The organism is Paenibacillus sp. FSL W8-1187, from assembly GCF_037965485.1.
Classification (GTDB): domain Bacteria; phylum Bacillota; class Bacilli; order Paenibacillales; family Paenibacillaceae; genus Paenibacillus_O; species Paenibacillus_O pasadenensis.
In genome coordinates this window covers 4861558-4879825 of record NZ_CP150181.1, presented here as the reverse complement: position 1 = coordinate 4879825, position 18268 = coordinate 4861558, and the positions used below count along the sequence as shown (strand labels likewise).

At 66.7% G+C, this 18268-nt stretch carries 11 protein-coding genes; 10 read left to right on the top strand and 1 reads right to left on the bottom strand.

The annotated features are described in order from the left end of the window. Window positions 1-44 precede the first annotated feature (44 nt). The 6 genes from NYE40_RS21105 (at window position 45) to NYE40_RS21080 (ending at window position 8797) form a co-directional block, all read left to right on the top strand. Window positions 45-1937 carry a sensor histidine kinase gene (locus tag NYE40_RS21105; protein WP_052333154.1) on the top strand — a complete coding sequence of 631 codons (1893 nt, stop codon included), beginning with the start codon at window positions 45-47 and terminating at the stop codon, window positions 1935-1937. Continuing rightward, window positions 1937-3712, top strand: coding sequence for a helix-turn-helix domain-containing protein (locus NYE40_RS21100; RefSeq protein WP_052333155.1), 1776 nt, complete (start codon window positions 1937-1939; stop codon window positions 3710-3712). Before NYE40_RS21105 ends, NYE40_RS21100 begins: the two co-directional genes overlap by 1 nt. Before the next feature lie 182 nt (window positions 3713-3894). Further along, window positions 3895-5724 carry a cellulase family glycosylhydrolase gene (locus NYE40_RS21095; protein ID WP_339278902.1) on the top strand — a complete coding sequence of 610 codons (1830 nt, stop codon included), beginning with the start codon at window positions 3895-3897 and terminating at the stop codon, window positions 5722-5724. 25 nt (window positions 5725-5749) lie between these two features. Continuing rightward, a complete protein-coding gene (locus NYE40_RS21090) occupies window positions 5750-6703 on the top strand; it encodes a hypothetical protein (protein ID WP_339278901.1) in 954 nt (317 codons plus the stop codon). A 67-nt stretch (window positions 6704-6770) separates the two neighbouring features. After that, the gene (locus tag NYE40_RS21085) at window positions 6771-7364 is read left to right on the top strand and encodes a YjgB family protein (protein ID WP_028598652.1); all 594 of its coding nucleotides are present in this window, start codon (window positions 6771-6773) and stop codon (window positions 7362-7364) included. Between the two features lie 227 nt (window positions 7365-7591). Next, a complete protein-coding gene (locus NYE40_RS21080) occupies window positions 7592-8797 on the top strand; it encodes a P1 family peptidase (RefSeq protein ID WP_028598653.1) in 1206 nt (401 codons plus the stop codon). Window positions 8798-9040: 243 nt separating this feature from the next. Here NYE40_RS21080 and NYE40_RS21075 read toward each other — a convergent pair whose 3' ends face one another. Beyond that, a complete protein-coding gene (locus NYE40_RS21075) occupies window positions 9041-9562 on the bottom strand; it encodes a PCYCGC motif-containing (lipo)protein (protein WP_052333156.1) in 522 nt (173 codons plus the stop codon). 137 nt (window positions 9563-9699) lie between these two features. Between NYE40_RS21075 and NYE40_RS21070 the strand changes: the two genes are divergently transcribed. The 4 genes from NYE40_RS21070 (at window position 9700) to NYE40_RS21055 (ending at window position 18247) form a co-directional block, all read left to right on the top strand. Next, window positions 9700-10419 carry a MerR family transcriptional regulator gene (locus tag NYE40_RS21070; protein WP_153784354.1) on the top strand — a complete coding sequence of 240 codons (720 nt, stop codon included), beginning with the start codon at window positions 9700-9702 and terminating at the stop codon, window positions 10417-10419. A gap of 195 nt (window positions 10420-10614) precedes the next feature. Then, window positions 10615-13263 (top strand): FG-GAP-like repeat-containing protein, encoded by a 2649-nt coding sequence (locus tag NYE40_RS21065; protein WP_339278900.1) that lies wholly within the window; start codon window positions 10615-10617, stop codon window positions 13261-13263. A 1032-nt stretch (window positions 13264-14295) separates the two neighbouring features. Next, window positions 14296-15726 carry an alpha-amylase family glycosyl hydrolase gene (locus NYE40_RS21060; protein WP_052333158.1) on the top strand — a complete coding sequence of 477 codons (1431 nt, stop codon included), beginning with the start codon at window positions 14296-14298 and terminating at the stop codon, window positions 15724-15726. 379 nt (window positions 15727-16105) lie between these two features. Continuing rightward, the gene (locus NYE40_RS21055) at window positions 16106-18247 is read left to right on the top strand and encodes a carbohydrate-binding module family 20 domain-containing protein (protein ID WP_052333159.1); all 2142 of its coding nucleotides are present in this window, start codon (window positions 16106-16108) and stop codon (window positions 18245-18247) included. The last annotated feature ends 21 nt before the right edge of the window (window positions 18248-18268 follow it).

The window sequence follows — 18268 nt, the reverse complement described above, 5'->3', positions numbered from 1 at the left end:
GACGGCCAGGCTTGTACCATCCTGGAGCGGGAAGTGAAGACGACGTGGCGAGAACGGGAAGCTGGATCGGTACCTTAAGGGAATTCGTCGGAAGCCTGCCGCTGCAGGCGAAGCTGATTTCCTCCTTCGTGCTCGTCATCATCGTCCCGATGCTGCTGTTCTCCTGGTACACGCTGCACGGCGTCTCCGACTACTCGATGCGCGAGCTGGTCAAAAAAAACGAGAGCATCCTCGACATCGAGCGGACGAACATCCAGAACAACATCGAGCTGATGGAATGGACCGGCCAGCTGGCTTTGTCCAATCGGGAGATGAACGACTACCTCCAGACCAAGGAGGATCTTGATACGGAGTGGCTGCTCGACTTCAAGACGCGCACGTTCCAGATGTTTCAGAGCTTCCTGTTCAACAATCCGCGCATCTCGGGCATCCGTCTGTTCGCGAGCAACCCCGGGGTGCATGAATTCTGGCCGATCGTGCTGAGCGAGGCGCGCATCCGCGACAAGCCCTGGTACGATACGGTGCTGGATCGGAAAGGCCTGGTGTGGTGGGAGATCCAGAACAACCGCGAGCTGCTGAACAACACGAGCACGACGTCCGGCAGCGAGGTGATGTCGGTGTCGCTGCTGCGGGAGTTCAAGTATCCGGACGACATGACGCATAACGGCTTGCTGGAAATCAGCATGGAGCTGCGCAATTTCTTCACCAAGACGTTCAGCAGCGTGCAGGATCCTTCCTCGCGCATGGTCGTCGTGGACCGCCGCGGCCAGGTCCATGCCGACATGGCCGCTCCGATCTTCCAGCAGACGCCGGCCAAGGAGCTGCTGCGGCATATCGCCCTGACGGAAACCCCGGGCAACCATACGTCTTATTTTACGGCCGGCGGGCAGTCGTTCCTGGCGATCCAGGCCTTCATCCCCGGACTGGACGCGCATCTGGTCAATCTCGTCAGCCGCACCGACACGCTCGCGGACATCGAGCGTACTCGCGGCAATCTCGTCATCCTGATCGTCGTGCTCATCGCCGTGCTCATCCTGCTCTCGTACTTCATGCAGTCGATCATCCTCAAGCGGCTGCGGGTGCTGCGCGACTCGATGAAAAAGGTGCGCGGAGGCGACTTCCACGTCGACGTGCCCGTAGCGGGCAGCGACGAGGTCGGCGAGCTGGCCCATCACTACCGCCAGCTGCTGCGCAAGATCAACGAGCTGATCGTCGATCAGGTGAACCGGCAGGCGGCGGGCAAGGAGGCGGAGCTGCGCTCGCTCAAAAACCAGATCGACTCTCATTTCCTGTACAACACGCTCGAAAACCTCAAGATGCTCGCCGAGATCGAGGGCCAGTATACGATCTCCGACGCGCTCACCTCGCTCGGCGGCATGATGCGCTACAGCCTGCAGTGGACGCGCGCGCATGTGCGGCTGAAGGACGAGGTCCAGCATATCCAGAACTACATCGCGATCATGAACATCCGCTACGACGGCAAGCTGGAGCTGCGGCTCGACATCGCGCCGGAATGCCTCGAGCAGGAGGTGCTCAAAATGTCGCTGCAGCCAATTGTCGAGAACGCCGTCAAGCACGGGATGGACGACCTGGACTCGGACTCGGGCAAGCTGACGATCACGGTGTCGGCGTTCATCCGGCTCGACGACTGCGTCATCGAGGTGACCGACAACGGCTGCGGCATACCGGGCGAGCAGCTGCGGCTCCTGAACGGCATGCTGCGCATAGAGGAGGCCGACTACCAGGAGCGGCGCGCGCGCACGTCGGCGGCCCGGCGCGGCGAAGGCAGCGGCATCGGGCTGCGCAACGTCGACCACCGGCTCGTCATGAGCTACGGCCAGGAGTACGGCTTGCGCGTCGAGAGCGTGGAGGGAAGCTTTACGAAGGTCGTCATGACGCTGCCCCATCTCATCCTGACCGGAGGTGAACCGCGCTGATGCGCAACCTGCTGATCGTAGACGACGAAAAGAATATCCGGCTCGGCCTGAAGGCGATGATCGAGCGTCAGTTCCCCGAGCGGTACGCGTTCCGCTTCGCGGAGAACGGCCGCGAGGCGCTGGAGCAGCTCGCCGCGAGTCCGGCCGATCTGATGATCACCGACATCCGCATGCCGGTGCTGGACGGCCTCGGGCTGCTGGAGCGGCTGCATGCGCTTGGCCGCGGAACCGGCGGCGGGGCGGACAGAGCCGCAGCCGGCGCACAGGGCGAAAGCGGAGGGGCGGACAGAGCCGCAGCCGGCGCACAGGGCGAAAGCGGACGAGGAGACAGAGCCGTAGCCGATGCCTCTGAGCGAGAGGCGGCCGGCGGCTCCGAGCGAGGCGCGGCAGGCTCGCCGGACCCGGCGGCGCAGGGCAAGCTGCCGGCAAGTCCGGCCGCCCGTCCGCTCGCCGGACCGGCGCCGCTCGTCATCATCCTGAGCGGACATGACGATTTCCCGTATGCCCGCGCGGCGATCCGCTACCAGGCCAAGGAATACCTGCTCAAGCCGATCAAGCGCGAGGAGCTGTTCGAGGTGCTGGAGCGGCTGGAGGGCGAGCTGGACCGCAGGCATGGCGCTGCGGCCGGCGCGGCTGCGCCGGCGGATCGCGAGTCGCGGGCGGGCGAGCTGCTGCAAGGCATGCTGACCGGCGAGGCGGCGCCTGAGGCCGCCGCGCTGGCGGCGGCCGGCCTCGGCTGGCTCGCCGGCGACTACTCCGTCGGCGTCCTGCGGGCGGCCGGCGGCGGCGAGGGCTCGCAGCTGCAAGGGCTCGTGCAGCCGCTGCTGGAGGAGACGGGCAGCGAGGCCTGGGCGATGCGGCAGCTGCGCGGCGGCGACCTGGTGCTGGCGGCGGAAGACGAGGAGCTGCTGAGGCGCCTCGGAGCGAGGCTGGACGGCCATGCGCTGCTGCGCTGCCGGCTGGCGCTCAGCTCCCGGGCTACCGGCCCGGGGCAGCTGCGTCGCGCGTACAGCCAGGCGCAGCAGGCGCAGAAGTATTTCCTGCTGCATCCTGGCGTCGCGCTGCTCTCCTACGACAGCGTGCGCAGCCTGAGCGCGGGCTGTCCGCTGCCGGAGGAGCCGATCCGGCGGCTGTCCAACCTGCTCGGCACGGGGCGGCTGCCGGAGATGAAAAAGCTGCTGCAAGGCATCCTCGACATCCGGGTCATCGGCCGCTGCGAGATCGGCTACCTCGAGGGCATCAGCCGGCGGCTGAACGAGGAGGTGTTCGACGGCGTGTTCCGCAGCTACGGGGAGGAGTCGGTCGACATCCTGCGGCTGTACAAGAGCGCCGGGCATATCGAGAACTTCGAGCGTTTCGAGGATTACTACCGCCATGTCGAGCAGCTGCTGGAGCGGCTCGACGAGTTCGTCGGGCGGGTGCGCGGAGCCCATGCGGACCGCAAGGACATGCAGAAGGCGGTCGAGTACTTGCAGGAGCATTATGCCGAGGACGTCAACATGGCGGTCGTGAGCAACCACATCTCGCTCAACTATACGTACTTCAGCCAGGCGTTCAAGGAGCATACCGGCGAGAGCTTCTCGTCGTACCTGCGCAAGCTGCGGCTGAACCGGGCCAAGGATCTGCTGTCCAGCTCCGACCTTAAGGTATACGAGATCAGCGCGCAGTCCGGCTTCGACAACGTCAAGCACTTCACGCGCGTGTTCAAGGAGGCTGAGGGCATCACGCCGCTGGAGTTCCGCAGCATGCGCCAGGGCATCGGCCCGGGGCGGTAGCGGCACGGGGCGTAGCGGTACGGCTGCCTCGGCACGGCTGCCCCAGCGCGGCTGCCTCGGCAGCGCGCAAGGCCATCAGCTCCGCGGACGGCATCCCGTCCGCGGAGCGGCGGCGGCGGAGACGGCGAAAGCTCGCAACGGACCGTAAACGATTACAATCAGAGAGGCGGAGGCGGAAACGAATGGCGACCGAGAATAGATGCCGGCAATCGGAGGTCGACGGCTGGGTCAAGGCCGACGGCAAGCGGCTCGTGAACGGACGAGGCGAGGAGCTCATCCTGCGCGGAGTCGGCCTCGGCAGCTGGCTGCTGCCGGAGGGCTACATGTGGAAGATGCCGCAGCAGGGCGACCGGCCGCGCCGCATCGAGGCGATGGTGTCCGGCCTGCTCGGCGAGAGCGGGGCGGAGGCGTTTTGGCGCACCTATTTTGAACGCTACACGGCCGAGGAGGACATCCGCCAGCTGGCGCTCGAGAGCTTCAACTCGGTGCGCGTGCCGTTCAACTCGCGCAAGCTGCTCGAGGGCCCGCTGAACGAGGACGGCTACAACGCCTTCCAGGTGGGGCTGCTCGATGACGTCGTCGGCTGGTGCCGCAAGTGGGGCGTCTACGTCATCCTCGACATGCACGGCGCGCCGGGCGGGCAGACCGGAGCCAACATCGACGACTGCGAAAACGACCAGCCGGAGCTGTTCACCTCGGCGGAGCACCGCCAGGCGTCGATCGACCTGTGGCGCTATTTGGCGAAGCGCTACCGCGACGAGTGGATCGTCGCCGGCTACGACTTGCTCAACGAGCCGCTGCCGGAATTCCACGGGCAGTACAATGACCGCGTCGAGCCGCTGTACCGCGACATGATCGCGGCGATCCGCGAGGTCGACGACCGCCATCTCATCGTCGTCGAGGGCGTGCATTGGTCGACGGACTTCAGCATCTTCACGGAGAAGCTCGACGGCAACGTGCTTTATCAGTTCCATAAGTATTGGAACAACCCCGACACCGAGAGCATCCAGAAGTACCTCGACTTCCGCGACGAGTGGAACGTGCCGATCTTCATGGGCGAGGGCGGGGAGAACGACCTGGACTGGTACGCAGGCGGATTCCGGCTGTTCGAGGACCACCGCATCGGCTGGAACTTCTGGACGTGGAAAAAGATGGACACGCTCAACTCCCCCTGCTCGGTCCGCAAGCCGGACGGCTGGGAGAAGCTCGGCGCGTGGCTGGAGGGCGGCGCCAAGCCGGAGCCGGAGGAGGCGGGCCGCATCCTCGGCGACTATCTGGACGGCCTCCCGCTGGCGGCGGTCGACTACCGTCCCGAGGTCGTGAACGCGCTGCTGCGCCGGCTGCCGGTGCGCATTCCGGCGATCCATTACGGCTACAAGGGCGAGGGCGAGAGCTTTGGCCTCGGCGGAGCGGAGCGCATCGACTGGGAAAGCGGCTATCGCCGCGGCGACGGCCTCGCGATCCGCAAGCTGGACGGAGCGCCGCATCTGCCGCCGTCGGAGCCTGGCTGGCATCCGTGGAATGCCGGCGACGGACTGTGCGTCGAGCTGCCGGCAGGAGCCTGGACGGCGTACGAGTTCCTCGTGCCGCCTGCGGCAGCGGATGTTGCGCGTGCCGAGGCGGCTGCTGCGGGCGCGGCCCGGGCGAATGCCGCGGCGGCCGGTTCGGCGGCGACTCCTGACGGCGGCGCCCAAGCGAGCGATGAGGCGGCAGCAGCGGCCGATTCCGCAGGCGGTGTCGGCCGCGCGGCGGCGGCGATGGACCTGGACGGCAGCATCCAAGCGAGCGGCGAGGCGGCTGGCTTCGGCGTCAAGCTGCGCCTCAAGGCTGCTGCGGCCGGAGCGGCGGCGGAGCTCGAGCTGGACGGCCGTCCGATCGGACGGCTGGACGCCAGCGGCGAGTGGAGCGAGGCCGAGCTCGGCGCGCTGCCGCAGCCGGAGCCGGGCCTGCGCCGGCTCGTCGTGAAGGCGAGCGGCGGCGCGCTGCTGCTGGAAGGCATCTGGCTAGGCTGAGCGCCGCGGCCTGGGGGTTAGAACATTGGATAAAGCGTCCCGACCTGCATCTGCGCAGGGCGGGACGCTTTTTTATAACGGTTTGCCGGTGCAGCTGCCTTCCGTGGAAGCAAGCCAAGGCACTCTCGACTCCCTGGCCGAGCCGAAGCCCCGGATTCCCGCGATTGAAGGCACTCTCGGCTCCCTGGCCGAGCCGAAGCCCCGGATTCCTGCGATTCAAGGAACTCTCGGCTCCCTGGTCGAGCCGCACCCCTGGATCCCCGCGCTTCAAGGCACTCTCGACTCCCTGGCCGAGCCGCACCCCCACATTCCCGCGCTTCAAGGCACTCTCGACTCCCTGTCCGAGCCGAAGCCCTGGATTCCCGCGATTGAAGGAACTCTCGGCTCCCTGGCCGAGCCGCATCCCCGGATTCCCGCGATTAAAGGCACTCCCGGCTCCCTGGCCGAGCCGAAGCGCCGGATTCCCGCGATTGAAGGCACTCCCGGCTCCCTGGTCGGGCGGAAGCCCCGGATTCCCGCGATTGAAGGCACTCTCGGCTCCCTGGTCGGGCGGAAGCCCCGGATTCCCGCATTTCAAGGCACTCTCGACTCCCTGGCCGAGCCGAAGCCCTGGATTCCCGCGATTGAAGGCACTCCCGGCTCCCTGGCCGAGCCGAAGCCCCGTATTCCCGCGATTGAAGGAACTCTCGGCTCCCTGGCCGAGCCGCCCCCCTGTATTCCCACGATTGAAGGCACTCTCGACTCCCTGGTCGGGCCGCCCCCCCCCTGGATTCCCGCGATTGAAGGCACTCCCGGCTCCCTGTCCGAGCCGAAGCCCCGTATTCTTGCGATTCAAGGAACTCTCGGCTCCCTGGCCGAGCCGAAGCGCCGGATTCCCGCGATTGAAGGAACTCTCTACTCCCTGGCCGAGCCGAGGCTCTGCAACCTTTCCGCCGCGCGCTCCGTCTGGATCTATGCATCGTTAATTATTTATATCTAAAATATTTACCCCGAAGCGGGCCAAACATCCTGCGGATGGGTAATAGAACCAAAAGGAGGCGTTCACCATGAAAGCAAACGTTAAAAAAGCCGCCCTCTCGGTGCTGGCGGCGGCCGTCGTCGCCGGATTCGGAGCCTCGCTGCCGCAGGAGGCGGCCCATGCGGCAGCCAAGCCGGCCGCAGCGGCGTCGGCCTCGGATCAGAAAATGGCGATGGAGAAGCTGATGGCGATGTACAAGCCGGCGCTCGAGGGCCAGTTCCCGAACTTCAACGGCTTCACGGTCGGCGTGACGACCCGCCAGCAGGTCATCGACCAGCTCGGCGAGGCGCCGGAGCCGCGCAAGACGGCCGGAGGGTTCGACTTCTATCACGCCGAGATGGGCCATCCCGGCTACGCGCTCCGCTACGACCGCGACAACGTCGTCGCCGAGATGCGCTACTTCGGCACGAACGTCGAGCGCCAGACGAACATCGGCGGCATGACGCGCGACCTGCTCGTCCAGCAGTGGTTCATGCCGCAGGCTTCCACCGTGTTCACGTCGGGCGGCAAGAAGCAGAAGAAGCTCAGCTACGTGCGCGGCAACTATCAGCTCGACTTCATCTTCAACGACGTCAAAGGCACGGACCTCGACCACATCAATCTGATCCCGAAGGCGCTCTGAGCGGCCGCCGGGACGTGAAGCGCGACATCTGTTCCGGGACTCCCCGGGACAGATGTCTTTTCTTTTGCAGGCGGGGACGCCATCCCTGCTTTTCAACCGGCAGCCGGAAGGCTACACTGGAATCGGAACAGCCGACAGCGGCAGGCGAGGGCAAGAGCATGGCGGGGACTGCGTATGTCGTAGCCGGCTTGCCTGCGTGCGCTTCGGCGGGGAGGGAGAGATCGACGATGGAAAAGGCCCGTGAAAGGAAGCGGCTGCGCGAACATGGCGTGCGGATCGGAGGACTGCCGCCCGGTCCCGTCAACGCCATCACGGATGTGCCTGGCGTGCGGACGGCGCATGTGACGCTGATCCGGGACGAGCCGGGGCATGCGGTGCGCACCGGCGTGACGGCGATCCTGCCGCATGGCGGCAATCCGTTTCGCGAAAAGGTGCCCGCTGCCGCCTACGTCGTGAACGGCTTCGGCAAGACGGCGGGGCTCGTGCAGATCGAGGAGCTCGGCACGCTGGAGGCGCCGATCCTGCTGACGAATACGTTCGGCGTCGGCGCCGCGCTCGAGGGCGGGCTGCGCGCCATGATGGAGCAGGACGAGGGCGTCGGCGGAGAAGCCGGCTCGATCAACATCGTGGCGGCGGAGTGCAACGACCGCTATCTGAACGACATGCGCGGCCTGCATGTGCGGCCGGAGCATGCCGAGCGCGCGGTCCGGCTCGCCCGCGGCTCGGCGGAGGGCGTGCCTCCCGAGGAAGGCGCGGTCGGAGCCGGCACCGGCATGGTCTGCTTCGGCTATAAAGGCGGCATCGGCAGCTCGTCCCGGCTCGTGCGGACGGAGCAGGGCAGCGGCACGGTCGGGGCGCTCGTGCTGAGCAACTTCGGCCGGCGCGCCGATCTGACGCTGCTCGGCCGCCCGGTCGGGCGCTGGCTGGAGGAGCAGGCAGCCGCGGCGCGCAAGGACGCGAGCCGGCCGCTTGCCGGCATGGAGCAGGGGGGCGAAGGAGCGGGAGAAGGCGGCAGCGGCTCCTTCCCGCTGTCCCAGCCCCAGCCACAGCCCGAGCGCTCCGAGGACGGCTCGATCATCATCGTGCTGGCGACGGATCTGCCGCTCGACGCCCGTCAGCTGAAGCGGCTCGCCAAGCGGGCCGCGTTCGGGCTCGCCCGCACGGGCTCGGCGGCCGATCACGGCAGCGGCGACATCGTCGTCGCCTTCAGCACGGCGGAGCGCGTCGCCCATGAGCCGGACGAGCTCGCGCCGGCTCGCCGCTCGCTGCGGGAGGACGGCCCGACGCTCGCGGACGCCTTCCGCGCGGCGGCGGAGGCGACCGAGGAGGCGATCTGGAATTCCTTGTGCGCGGGCATCGGCATGACCGGGCAGGAGGGCCGCCGCGTCGAGGCGCTGCCAATCGAGCGCATCGTCCGCTGGCTGGAGGGGTAGCGGGCGCGATCCTGTCCTTCGAGCGCCAAGCCGAACAGCCCGAGCTCCGCGCGCAAGGCGGGGGCTCGGGCTGGCTTCGCAGGCGGGAGCGGCGGCTTGATTTTCACGATCAGGAGAGCCTCGGTCAGGACCGTGCAGGCCAGAGCCTCGGTCAAGGCTGTGCAGGCCGTTGGCGCTTCAAGGCAGACCGCGCCTGGCGGGGCGCCCGGCTCCTCGTCGGGCCGGACGCGCCTCTCTCGACCGTCAGGCGGCGTACATGTCCTCGATCGTCTGGCGGATCTCCTCCGGCGACTTGCCTTCGGCCATCATCGAGATCGACTCGGCGGCGATCTGCAGGCAGACGCCGCAGCGCGTGCCGTGGTCGTCCCAGATGACGGAGCCGTCCTCGCGCATCTCATGGATGAAGCAGTTCAGGTTGCTCTTGTGCCCGACGCTCTCCATGCAGCCGCAGTAGCACGGCATCGTCGAGAGCAGCTCGGCGGCTTTGGCGGAAGCGGCGTAGACGATGCGGATCTGCTCCGGCTGGGCGTCGAGGAAATTCGGCAGCGTGTCGGCCGAAGCGGTCTCCTCGCGCAGGTCGCCGGAGGCGTGGTCGGCATGATCGGCGTGATCGGCGTGGCCGGCCGAGGAGCCGGATTCGGCGTCCCCGCCCGAAGCGGGAGCGGAGCCTCCCCCGCAGGCGGCAAGCAGCAGCAGCAGGGCGAGGCCGGCGAGCGGCAGCAGCCGGCGCAGACGCGGCCGCAAGGAAATGCGATGAGGAATCATGGCGGGAACGGATGGCCTCCTTTGGCGGACGAGCTTTTTTCCACTATATCACACCTAGGCGCTCCATCCCGAAAAAAACGGTTGACCCTCACGCTGCGTGAGGCCTTATGCTGAAGCGGAAGGGAGGCGGAAAACGGATGCTGAAGGTGAAGGAAGCGGCGGAGCTGGCCGGGGTGAGCGTCCGGACGCTGCACCATTATGACGAGATCGGGCTGCTTCATCCGGAGGAAGCGACCGAATCGGGCTACCGGCTGTACTCGCCGCGCGACCTGAAGACGCTGCAGCAGATTCTGTTTTTCCGCGAGCTCGGCTTCCCTTTGAAGCAGATCAAGGCGATCCTGCACGATCCCGGCTACCGCGAGGAGGAAGCGCTGCGGCTGCACCGCGACCTGCTGCTGGAGAAGCGGAGGCGTCTGGACGTCTTGATCGCCAACGTCGAGCGGACGATCCGGCATGAACAAGGAGAGATGGATATGAGCGACAAGCAGCGGTTCGAGGGCTTCGACTTCGGGGCGAATCCGTACGAGCAGGAGGCGCGGGAGCGCTGGGGAGACCAGGCCGTGGACGAAGCGGGCGAGAAAGCGATGGGCGAGCAGGGGCAGGAGGAGATGAACGCGCTGTATCGCCGTCTGGCGTCGCTGCGCGAGCAGCCGCCCGCATCGGCGGAGGCGCAGGCGGCGATCGGAGAGTGGTACGCTTTCCTGCAGCGGTTCTCGACCTACACTCCGGAAATGTTCCGCCATCTAGGCGAGATGTACGTCGCCGACGAGCGCTTCACGGCGAACATCGACCGCTTCGGCGAAGGGCTCGCGGCCTTCATGAAGGAAGCGATGGCGGTTTACGCGGACCGCGCCTGAGAGGCGGCCTTGACGGGCCGCTTGATGAAGGGCTGGGCCGAGTCGGCTCAGCCTTTCTCCATCCAGAGCCATGCTTCATGCAGAGCCATGCTTCAGCTGGCACCGCCTTCCTTCCTTCGGGGGAAGGTTTTTCCTCGTTTCTGCCGATAGGTAGAGTAGAGGCGTACAGTGAGCTTGAATGGGGAGGAAAAAAGGATGAAAGCAGCAGCATGGCGCTGGCGCCGGTTCATGGCGGCCGCGCTCAGCGTATCTTTGGTCGGCTCGGGGCTGGCGGTCGGGCCGGGACGCGCGGAAGCGGCGGGACTGAGCCACGTCCAGTCCAAGATCGACGACGGAACTTCCGTCGCGATCCGGACGGGGGATTTCAACGGGGACGGAAACGAGGACGTCCTCGTGCTCGAATTGCTAGCCGATCGCGTCTTCGTGATGCTTGGACGCGGCGACGGGACTTTCGACAAGCAGGCTTCCGTCGGGGTCGGATTCAGACCGCGCATGGCCGAGCTCGCCGACTTCGACGGCGACGGGCGTCTCGATGCCGCGGTCGCCTGTTCGGAGGCCAATTCGGTCCATGTGCTTTACGGGGACGGAGCAGGCGGCTTCCGGACCGCCGAGGCGCTCGGCGGCGTGAATTATCCGTTCGGCATGGCGGCTGCCGATCTGGATGGCGACGGAGACATCGACCTTGCGGTCGGCAACCGCATGTCAGACTCGGTCACGATGTACGAAAACGATGCGGGCACGCTCAAGCTGCATGAAACGATCCCGGCAGGAACGAGAAATCGGGGCATGCTCGCCGGCGATTTCAACGGGGACGGGCTTGTGGATCTCGTGCTGGTCAACGATGCCGAATCCGTCGATTATTTGACGATCCTGCCCGGTACGGGAGCGCTCCGGTTCGGGGCGTCGTACAACGTGCCGCTTGGCCTCTCCCCGCAAGGCCTGGCCCAGGCCGATCTGAACGGAGACAGACATCTGGATCTCGTGGCGGCGCTCAACGGAACGAACGGCATCGGCGTGCTGCTCGGCCGCGGAGACGGGACGTTCGAGCCGCGCGCCCTTTATGCAGGAGGCGACAAGCCGCTTGGCGCTGCGCTTGCGGATTTCGACGGCGACGGCGTGCTCGACGTCGTTTCGGGCCGGCAGAGCGGCAGCATCGAATCGTATTTCCATCGCGGCCGCGGAGACGGGACGTTCGAGCCGGCGGCCGCCTTTTCGACGGCGCCCGTCCAGCTGGCCTACTATGCGGCGGGAGACTTCAACGGCGACGGCATCTCCGATCTGGCGGCGGCGAGCGGGACGGGCATCTACTCGCTGCTGAGCCAGGCGGAGGGCGAGCTTGCTTTTGCCGAGGCGGAAGCGACGGTCGGCGAAGCGGACGGACATGCCGAGCTGACGGTCACCCGGAGCGGCAGCGGGCTGGGCAGGCTCAAGGTCCGGCTGCGCAGCGAGGACGGCACGGCGCTGGCAGGCCGGGACTACCAGCCGGTCGACGAGCTGCTGCTGATCGAGGCGGGGGAGACGAGCGTTTCGTACAACGTCTTTGTAAAGGATGATGCGTCGTACCAAGGAGACCGCTCGTTCCGGCTGCGGCTGGAGTCGCCGACGGGCAAAGCGACGCTCGGAGCCGTCTCGGCCGTGACGGTCACGATCGTGGAGGATGAGCCGGCGCCGGATACGACGCCGCCTGCGGTCGACGCGTCGCGCTTCTCCGCGGTCGATGAATATGCCGGCACGCCGGATCGCCTGCAGGGGGCGGCCGGCGCGGCGAGCGAGCCGGGAGCGGCGATGCGCGCCTATCTCTGGAGCGACGCCGACGCCGACGGGGTCGTCGATGCCGGCGAGCTTGGCGCTGCGGTGCCGCTGGGCGCGAGCCTTGCAGACGGCTCCGTCGCGGCGGCGGCTATCGGTGATCTCGCTCCGGGCGCGTACCGCTACGTCGTGACGGCGACTGATGCGGCAGGCAACGAAAGCGCGAGAGCCGCCGCTGCCGCCGTCGCCTTCACGCTCGTCAAAGGCGAGCGGCCGACGCCGACGCCGACACCGACGGGGACGCCGACGCCGACGGGGACGCCGACACCGACGGGGACGCCGACACCGACGGGGACGCCGACACCGACGGGGACGCCGACACCGACGGAGACATCAACACCAACATCAACACCAACATCAACGCCAACACCAACACCAACATCAACACCAACACCAACACCAACATCAACGCCAACACCAACATCAACACCAACACCAACACCAACACCAACACCAACATCAACACCAACACCAACACCAACACCAACACCAACACCCACGCCATTCGCGGATGTCGTCGGCCACTGGGCGGAGGCGGACATCATTCGCGCGCAGGCGCTGGGACTGGTGCGCGGCGATGAAGCCGGCCGCTTCCGTCCGGATGCGGCCGTCACCCGCGCCGAGTGGATCGTCATGCTGGAGCGGCAACGGGGCGGAGCGGCTCCGCTGGCGTCGGGTACATTCGCCGATCAGGCATCGATCCCGGCTTGGGCCTCAGATGCGATCGGCGCCGCTCTTGCAGGCGGGATCCTATCCGGCTACGAGGATCGCAGCTTCCGGCCGCATCGTCCGGTCACGAGGGAGGAGCTGGCCGCGATGCTCGTCCGCACGACGGGGGCGTCCTTGGGCGACGACGGGTCCGTGCCGCGTTTTGCGGACGAGGAGGCCATTCCGGCATGGGCGAAGCCGTTCGTCTATGGCGCTGCCGGCGAAGGCTTGCTTCAAGGCCGAGGCGGCGGACGCTTCGGAGCCGAACAGCCGGCAACGAGAGCCGAGGCGGCCGTGCTGCTGACGCGGCTGTCGGAGCGGGGCTGATCAAGCGTACGCTTCGCGATGAGCCAGTCTTCCTGCCAGTCTTTTCTCCAGAACCAGCGGCTTCGCCTCGGCGGAGCCGTTGGTTCGTTTTTTTGGCGGAAGGACTTCTTGGCCTGCGTTAAGGTCAGCTTCGGAGCCATCTTCTGCTCCAGTTGCCGTCCAATCAAAACGAGAGTTTCGATTCCGCTTTTAGCGATCGATCTTGGATCTTCTACCGCGGAATCATAGGGCACTAGAAGGAAAGCATGTCTGTAGGTTGCCGGACGTTACCCTGATCGAGAGCCTGCTCCTTTCGATTGCACGGCGGTAGTCGGGGCACTTCGATTGCTTGAAGTTACCACTAAGGAGCGAGCTAGCGTGACTGCGGAGCTCCCTAACGCCATTTTTGCCGTTAAGGAGCGAGCTAGCGCGACTGCGGAGCTCCCTAACGACGTTTTTGCCGTTAAGAAGCGAGCTAGCGCGACTGCGGAGCTTCCTAACGCCATTTTTGCCGTTAAGGAGCGAGCTAGCGTGACTGCTGCGCCGACAGGGGCAACATCCGTCCGTGACGGTCCATGTGCGGAAGTCGAGGCACATCGCCGGTTGACAGACTAGCGGCCAGCTCAGCATAATGAGAAGGTATGAGAAAACGTTTGCGCAACCGCGCCGTGGCAGCACCAGCCGGCCGACGAATCGCCGCTAGCCGCTTACGGCTGCAGTCACGGCCGCTGGCGCGCCGGCCCGCCGTGCCGCACCCGCTCCGGCGCGGCTCCCCGCAAGCCTGCCGCTGGCGCTCCGGCTCGCCCGCCGTGCCGCACCCGCTCCGGCGCGGCTTCCCGCAAGCCTGCCGCTGGCGCTCCGGCTCGCCCGCCGTGCCGCTGCCGCTCCGGCGCGGCTCCCCGCGAGCCGGCCGCAACCGCGCCGCTAGCCGCCTGCCGGCAGCGGCGGAAGTGTTGCCGCGGGGCGGCGGCCGCCTTGCCATCGGGAGGCGCAATTGGATATGCTGTCAGGTGAGAGTTCAGACAGGGGTCAGAAGGGACGATTCGAACCGCAATGAACGAAAACCAAGAACAAGAGAAGAAAGTTCCCCGCTGGGCCTACGCGCTAGTCGGCGGCATCCTGCTGCTGGTCCTGCTGAGCGTCACCTACGCCGGCTTCATGAGCGGGAGGGTCGGCGACGACGCGGATGCGAGCGGAGGGCTGCCGGAAAAGACGGAGGACGGCGTCATGTTCCACGCCTGGAACTGGTCGTTCGACGCGATCCGGGAGAAGCTGCCGGAGCTTGCCGAGGCAGGCTTCAAGTCGGTGCAGACATCGCCGGTGCAGCCGAACAAGGAGCCTTTGACGAACGGCAGCCAGTGGTGGATCCTGTACCAGCCGACCGGCTTCGGCATCGGCAACTCGCAGCTCGGGACGCGGGAGCAGTTCCAGCAGCTGTGCGAGGAGGCCGAGAAGCACGGCATCAGCATCATCGTCGACGTCGTCGCCAACCATATGGGCAACGCCGGCGGCGGCGAGCTGGCGCATCGGCCGGCCAAGAACGTCGACCCGGAGCTGCTCGCGAACCCGGACTTCTGGCATGAGGCCAAGGGGGTGCTCGATTGGAACGCTCGCGGCCAGGTGACGCAGTGGGGCATCGGCTTGCCGGATCTCAACACCGCCAACGAGGCGCTGCAGGACAAGGTGATCGCGTTCCTGAACGATGCGGTCGCCCTTGGCGCGGACGGATTCCGCTTCGATGCGGCGAAGCATATCGAGCTGCCGGACGACCGGACGCCGTCGAATTTCTGGCCGCGGGTGCTCGGCGCGCTGGACGATAAGGAAAGGCTGTTCCTCTACGGCGAGGTGCTGCAGGGCGGCGCGGACCGCTACCCGTCTTATGCGGAATTCCTGCATCTGACCGCTTCGCGCTACGGGGAGTCGGTGCGCCATGCGGTCGGCTTCGGCGGGACGCCGGACGTATCGCTGGCGGAGGACTTCAAGGCGAGCCAGGTCGATCCGGCGAAGCTCGTGACCTGGGTCGAATCCCATGACACCTACGCCAACGACAGCGAGGAATCGACCGCGATGACCGACGAGCAACTGAAGCTCGGCTGGGCGATCGTCGCTTCGCGCGCCGGCTCGAATCCGCTGTTCTTCAACCGCCCGGCGGGCGGAGGCAAGTTCGCGGCACGCATCGGCGAGCCGGGCGGCGAGCTGTGGCGGGATCCCGACATCGCGGCGCTGAACCGGTTCCACAACGCGATGGTGGGCGAGGGCGAGCGGCTGCAGGCGCTCGGACCGGACGTGCTGCTGATCGAGCGCGGGGAAAAGGGAGCCGTGCTGCTCAACGCCGGCGCATCGGCCGCCCAGGTGGAGGCGGACACCGCGCTGCCGTCCGGCAGCTACGACAGCCATGCTTCCGCCGGCGGCACGTTCCTCGTCACGAACGGCAAGCTGGCCGGCAGCCTCGCGCCCGGCGCGATCGCGGTGCTGCAGCGCTAGCGCCGCCGGCGTCGACGGCAGGCGCGCAGCGGGAGCCCCGCTCCCGATACGAATCCCGGCAAGCGTTCGACCGGCTCTGCGGAGCCGGTCGAACGCTTTTTTTTCAGGACGACGATCCTCCTGCGGGCCGCGTTCGGCAAGCGGAGAAGGAGGGACTTTAGTCCGGCTTGACAGATTATGCAAAGGTTTGCATAATGAGGGGGACATCTAAGTGCAAGCGCTTGCATAAAGGGGGCGTCGAGCCTCGAAGCGCGACAATCCGGATGGAAGGAGGGGCTCGGGAAGGGGGAAGGCGCATGGCTTTCCTTTTATGAAAGCGTTTTCCAATAAAGGCGGCGCATGCCGCTGCCTCATTTCAGAATGCAAAGGAGAATGGTTGATGTTCAACAAGCTTAGATCCCGCTGGGGAATCGCCCTGGCCGGAGCGCTGCTGCTCCAGACGATCGCCGGAGCGGGGCTCGCGCCGGGAAGTCCCTCTGGACTCGCCGCCGGGACGGCTGCTGCGGCGGCACAGGAGTACGGCTTGCCGGCGGACGCCAAGGACGGCGTCATTTTCCATGCCTGGAACTGGTCGTTCGACAACATCAAGGCGCAGCTCCCGGCGATCGCGGCCGCGGGCTTCAAGTCGATCCAGACGTCGCCGATCCAGGGAAACAAGGAGCCGCTCAAGGAAGGCAGCCAGTGGTGGGTGCTGTACCAGCCGACGAACTTCGCGATCGGCAACGCCCAGCTCGGCAATCGCGAGCAGTTCCGCCAGCTGTGCGCGGAGGCGGAGAAGTACGGCATCGACATCATCGTCGACGTCGTCGCCAACCATACGGGCAATGCCGGCGGCGGCAGCCTGACGTACACGCCGGCGACGAACGTCGATCCGGATATCCGGAACAACACCTCGTATTGGCATGAGGCGCGCGGCGTCGACAACTGGAACGACCGCTGGCAGGTGACGCAATGGGGCATCGGCCTGCCGGACCTGAATACCGGCAGCCAAGGGCTGCAGGACAAGGTGATCGCGTTCCTGAACGATGCCGTGGCGCTCGGCGCGGACGGATTCCGCTTCGATGCCGCCAAGCATATCGAGCTGCCCGGCGATCCGGGAGGCTCGAACTTCTGGCCGCGAGTGCTCGGCTCGCTGAGCAGCCGGCAGGAGCTGTTCGTCTACGGCGAGGTGCTGCAGGGCGGGGCGGACAATTTTGCCGGCTATGCGGACTACATGAGCCTGACGGCTTCGAGCTATGGACATGAGGTGCGGCGGGCAGTCGGCTTCGGCGGCAGTCCGAACGTGGCGCTCGCCCAGCCGTTCCAGGCCGGCAGCGTGAACCCGTCCAAGCTGGTGACGTGGGTCGAGTCGCATGACACCTATGCCAACGACAGCGGCGAATCGACCGGCATGACCGACTATCAGCTGAAGATGGGCTGGGCGCTGATCGCGGCGCGGGCGCAGACAACGTCGCTGTTCTTCGACCGCCCGGCCGGCAGCGGCAAGTTCGGCAGCCCGCTCGGCCAGCCGGGACGCGGCCTCTGGCGCGACGGCGACGTGGCGGCGGTGAACAAGTTCCACAACGCGATGGCCGGCCAGGGCGAGTACCTGCGCACGCAGGGCAGCCAGACGATGCTGGTGGAGCGGGGCGCGAAGGGCGTCGTCATCGTCAATCTCGGCGGAGAGATCCGGATCGACTCGCCGACGAATCTGGCGAGCGGCACCTATGCGAACCGCGCTTCCGGCGGCGGCAGCTTCACGGTGTCCAGCGGCCGCATCACCGGCACCCTCGGCGGCGGCAAGATCGCCGTCCTGTATCAGGACGCGGCGCCAAGCCCGAGTCCGACGGCCGCGCCATCCGCGACGCCGAGTCCGAGCGCGACGCCGAATCCGACTGCGGCGCCGAGCCCGACGCCGAGCGCCACGCCGGTGCCGACGCCGACGCCGGCCGCGGGCATCGTCGTGCACTTCTACAAGCCATCCGGATGGGGAACGCCGAGCGTTTATTATTATGACGACAGCGTCAGCCCGGTCCGCACCGGTCCGGCCTGGCCGGGAACGGCGATGACGGACGAGGGAGACGGCTGGTACCGCTACGCGCTCCCTTCCTGGAGCCAGGCCAAGGTCATCTTCAGCTCCAACGGCGCTCAGCAGCCGGCGGCGCAGCAGCCGGGCTATGCCGTCTCCGGGAGAGAAGCGTGGATCAAGGACGGCGCGGTCAGCGCGGCGAAGCCGGAGCAGGGGCTGGTGCAGGTGACATTTACGATTCAGAACGCCGCGACGGTCATGGGCCAGAACGTGTTCATCGCCGGCAGCATCGCCGAGCTGGGCGGCTGGGACCCCGCGAAGGCGGTCGGACCCGGCTCGGCGGCGGCCTATCCGACCTGGACCGTCACGGCGAAGCTGCCGGCCGGGGCGAACATCGAGTTCAAGGAGATCAAAAAGGACGGATCGGGCGCTGTCGTCTGGGAAAGCGGATCGAACCGGATCTATACGGTGAGCGCGTCCAATCCGAACGTCACGTTTTCCTTTCGGCCGTGAACCATGAATGCCGCTGAAGGT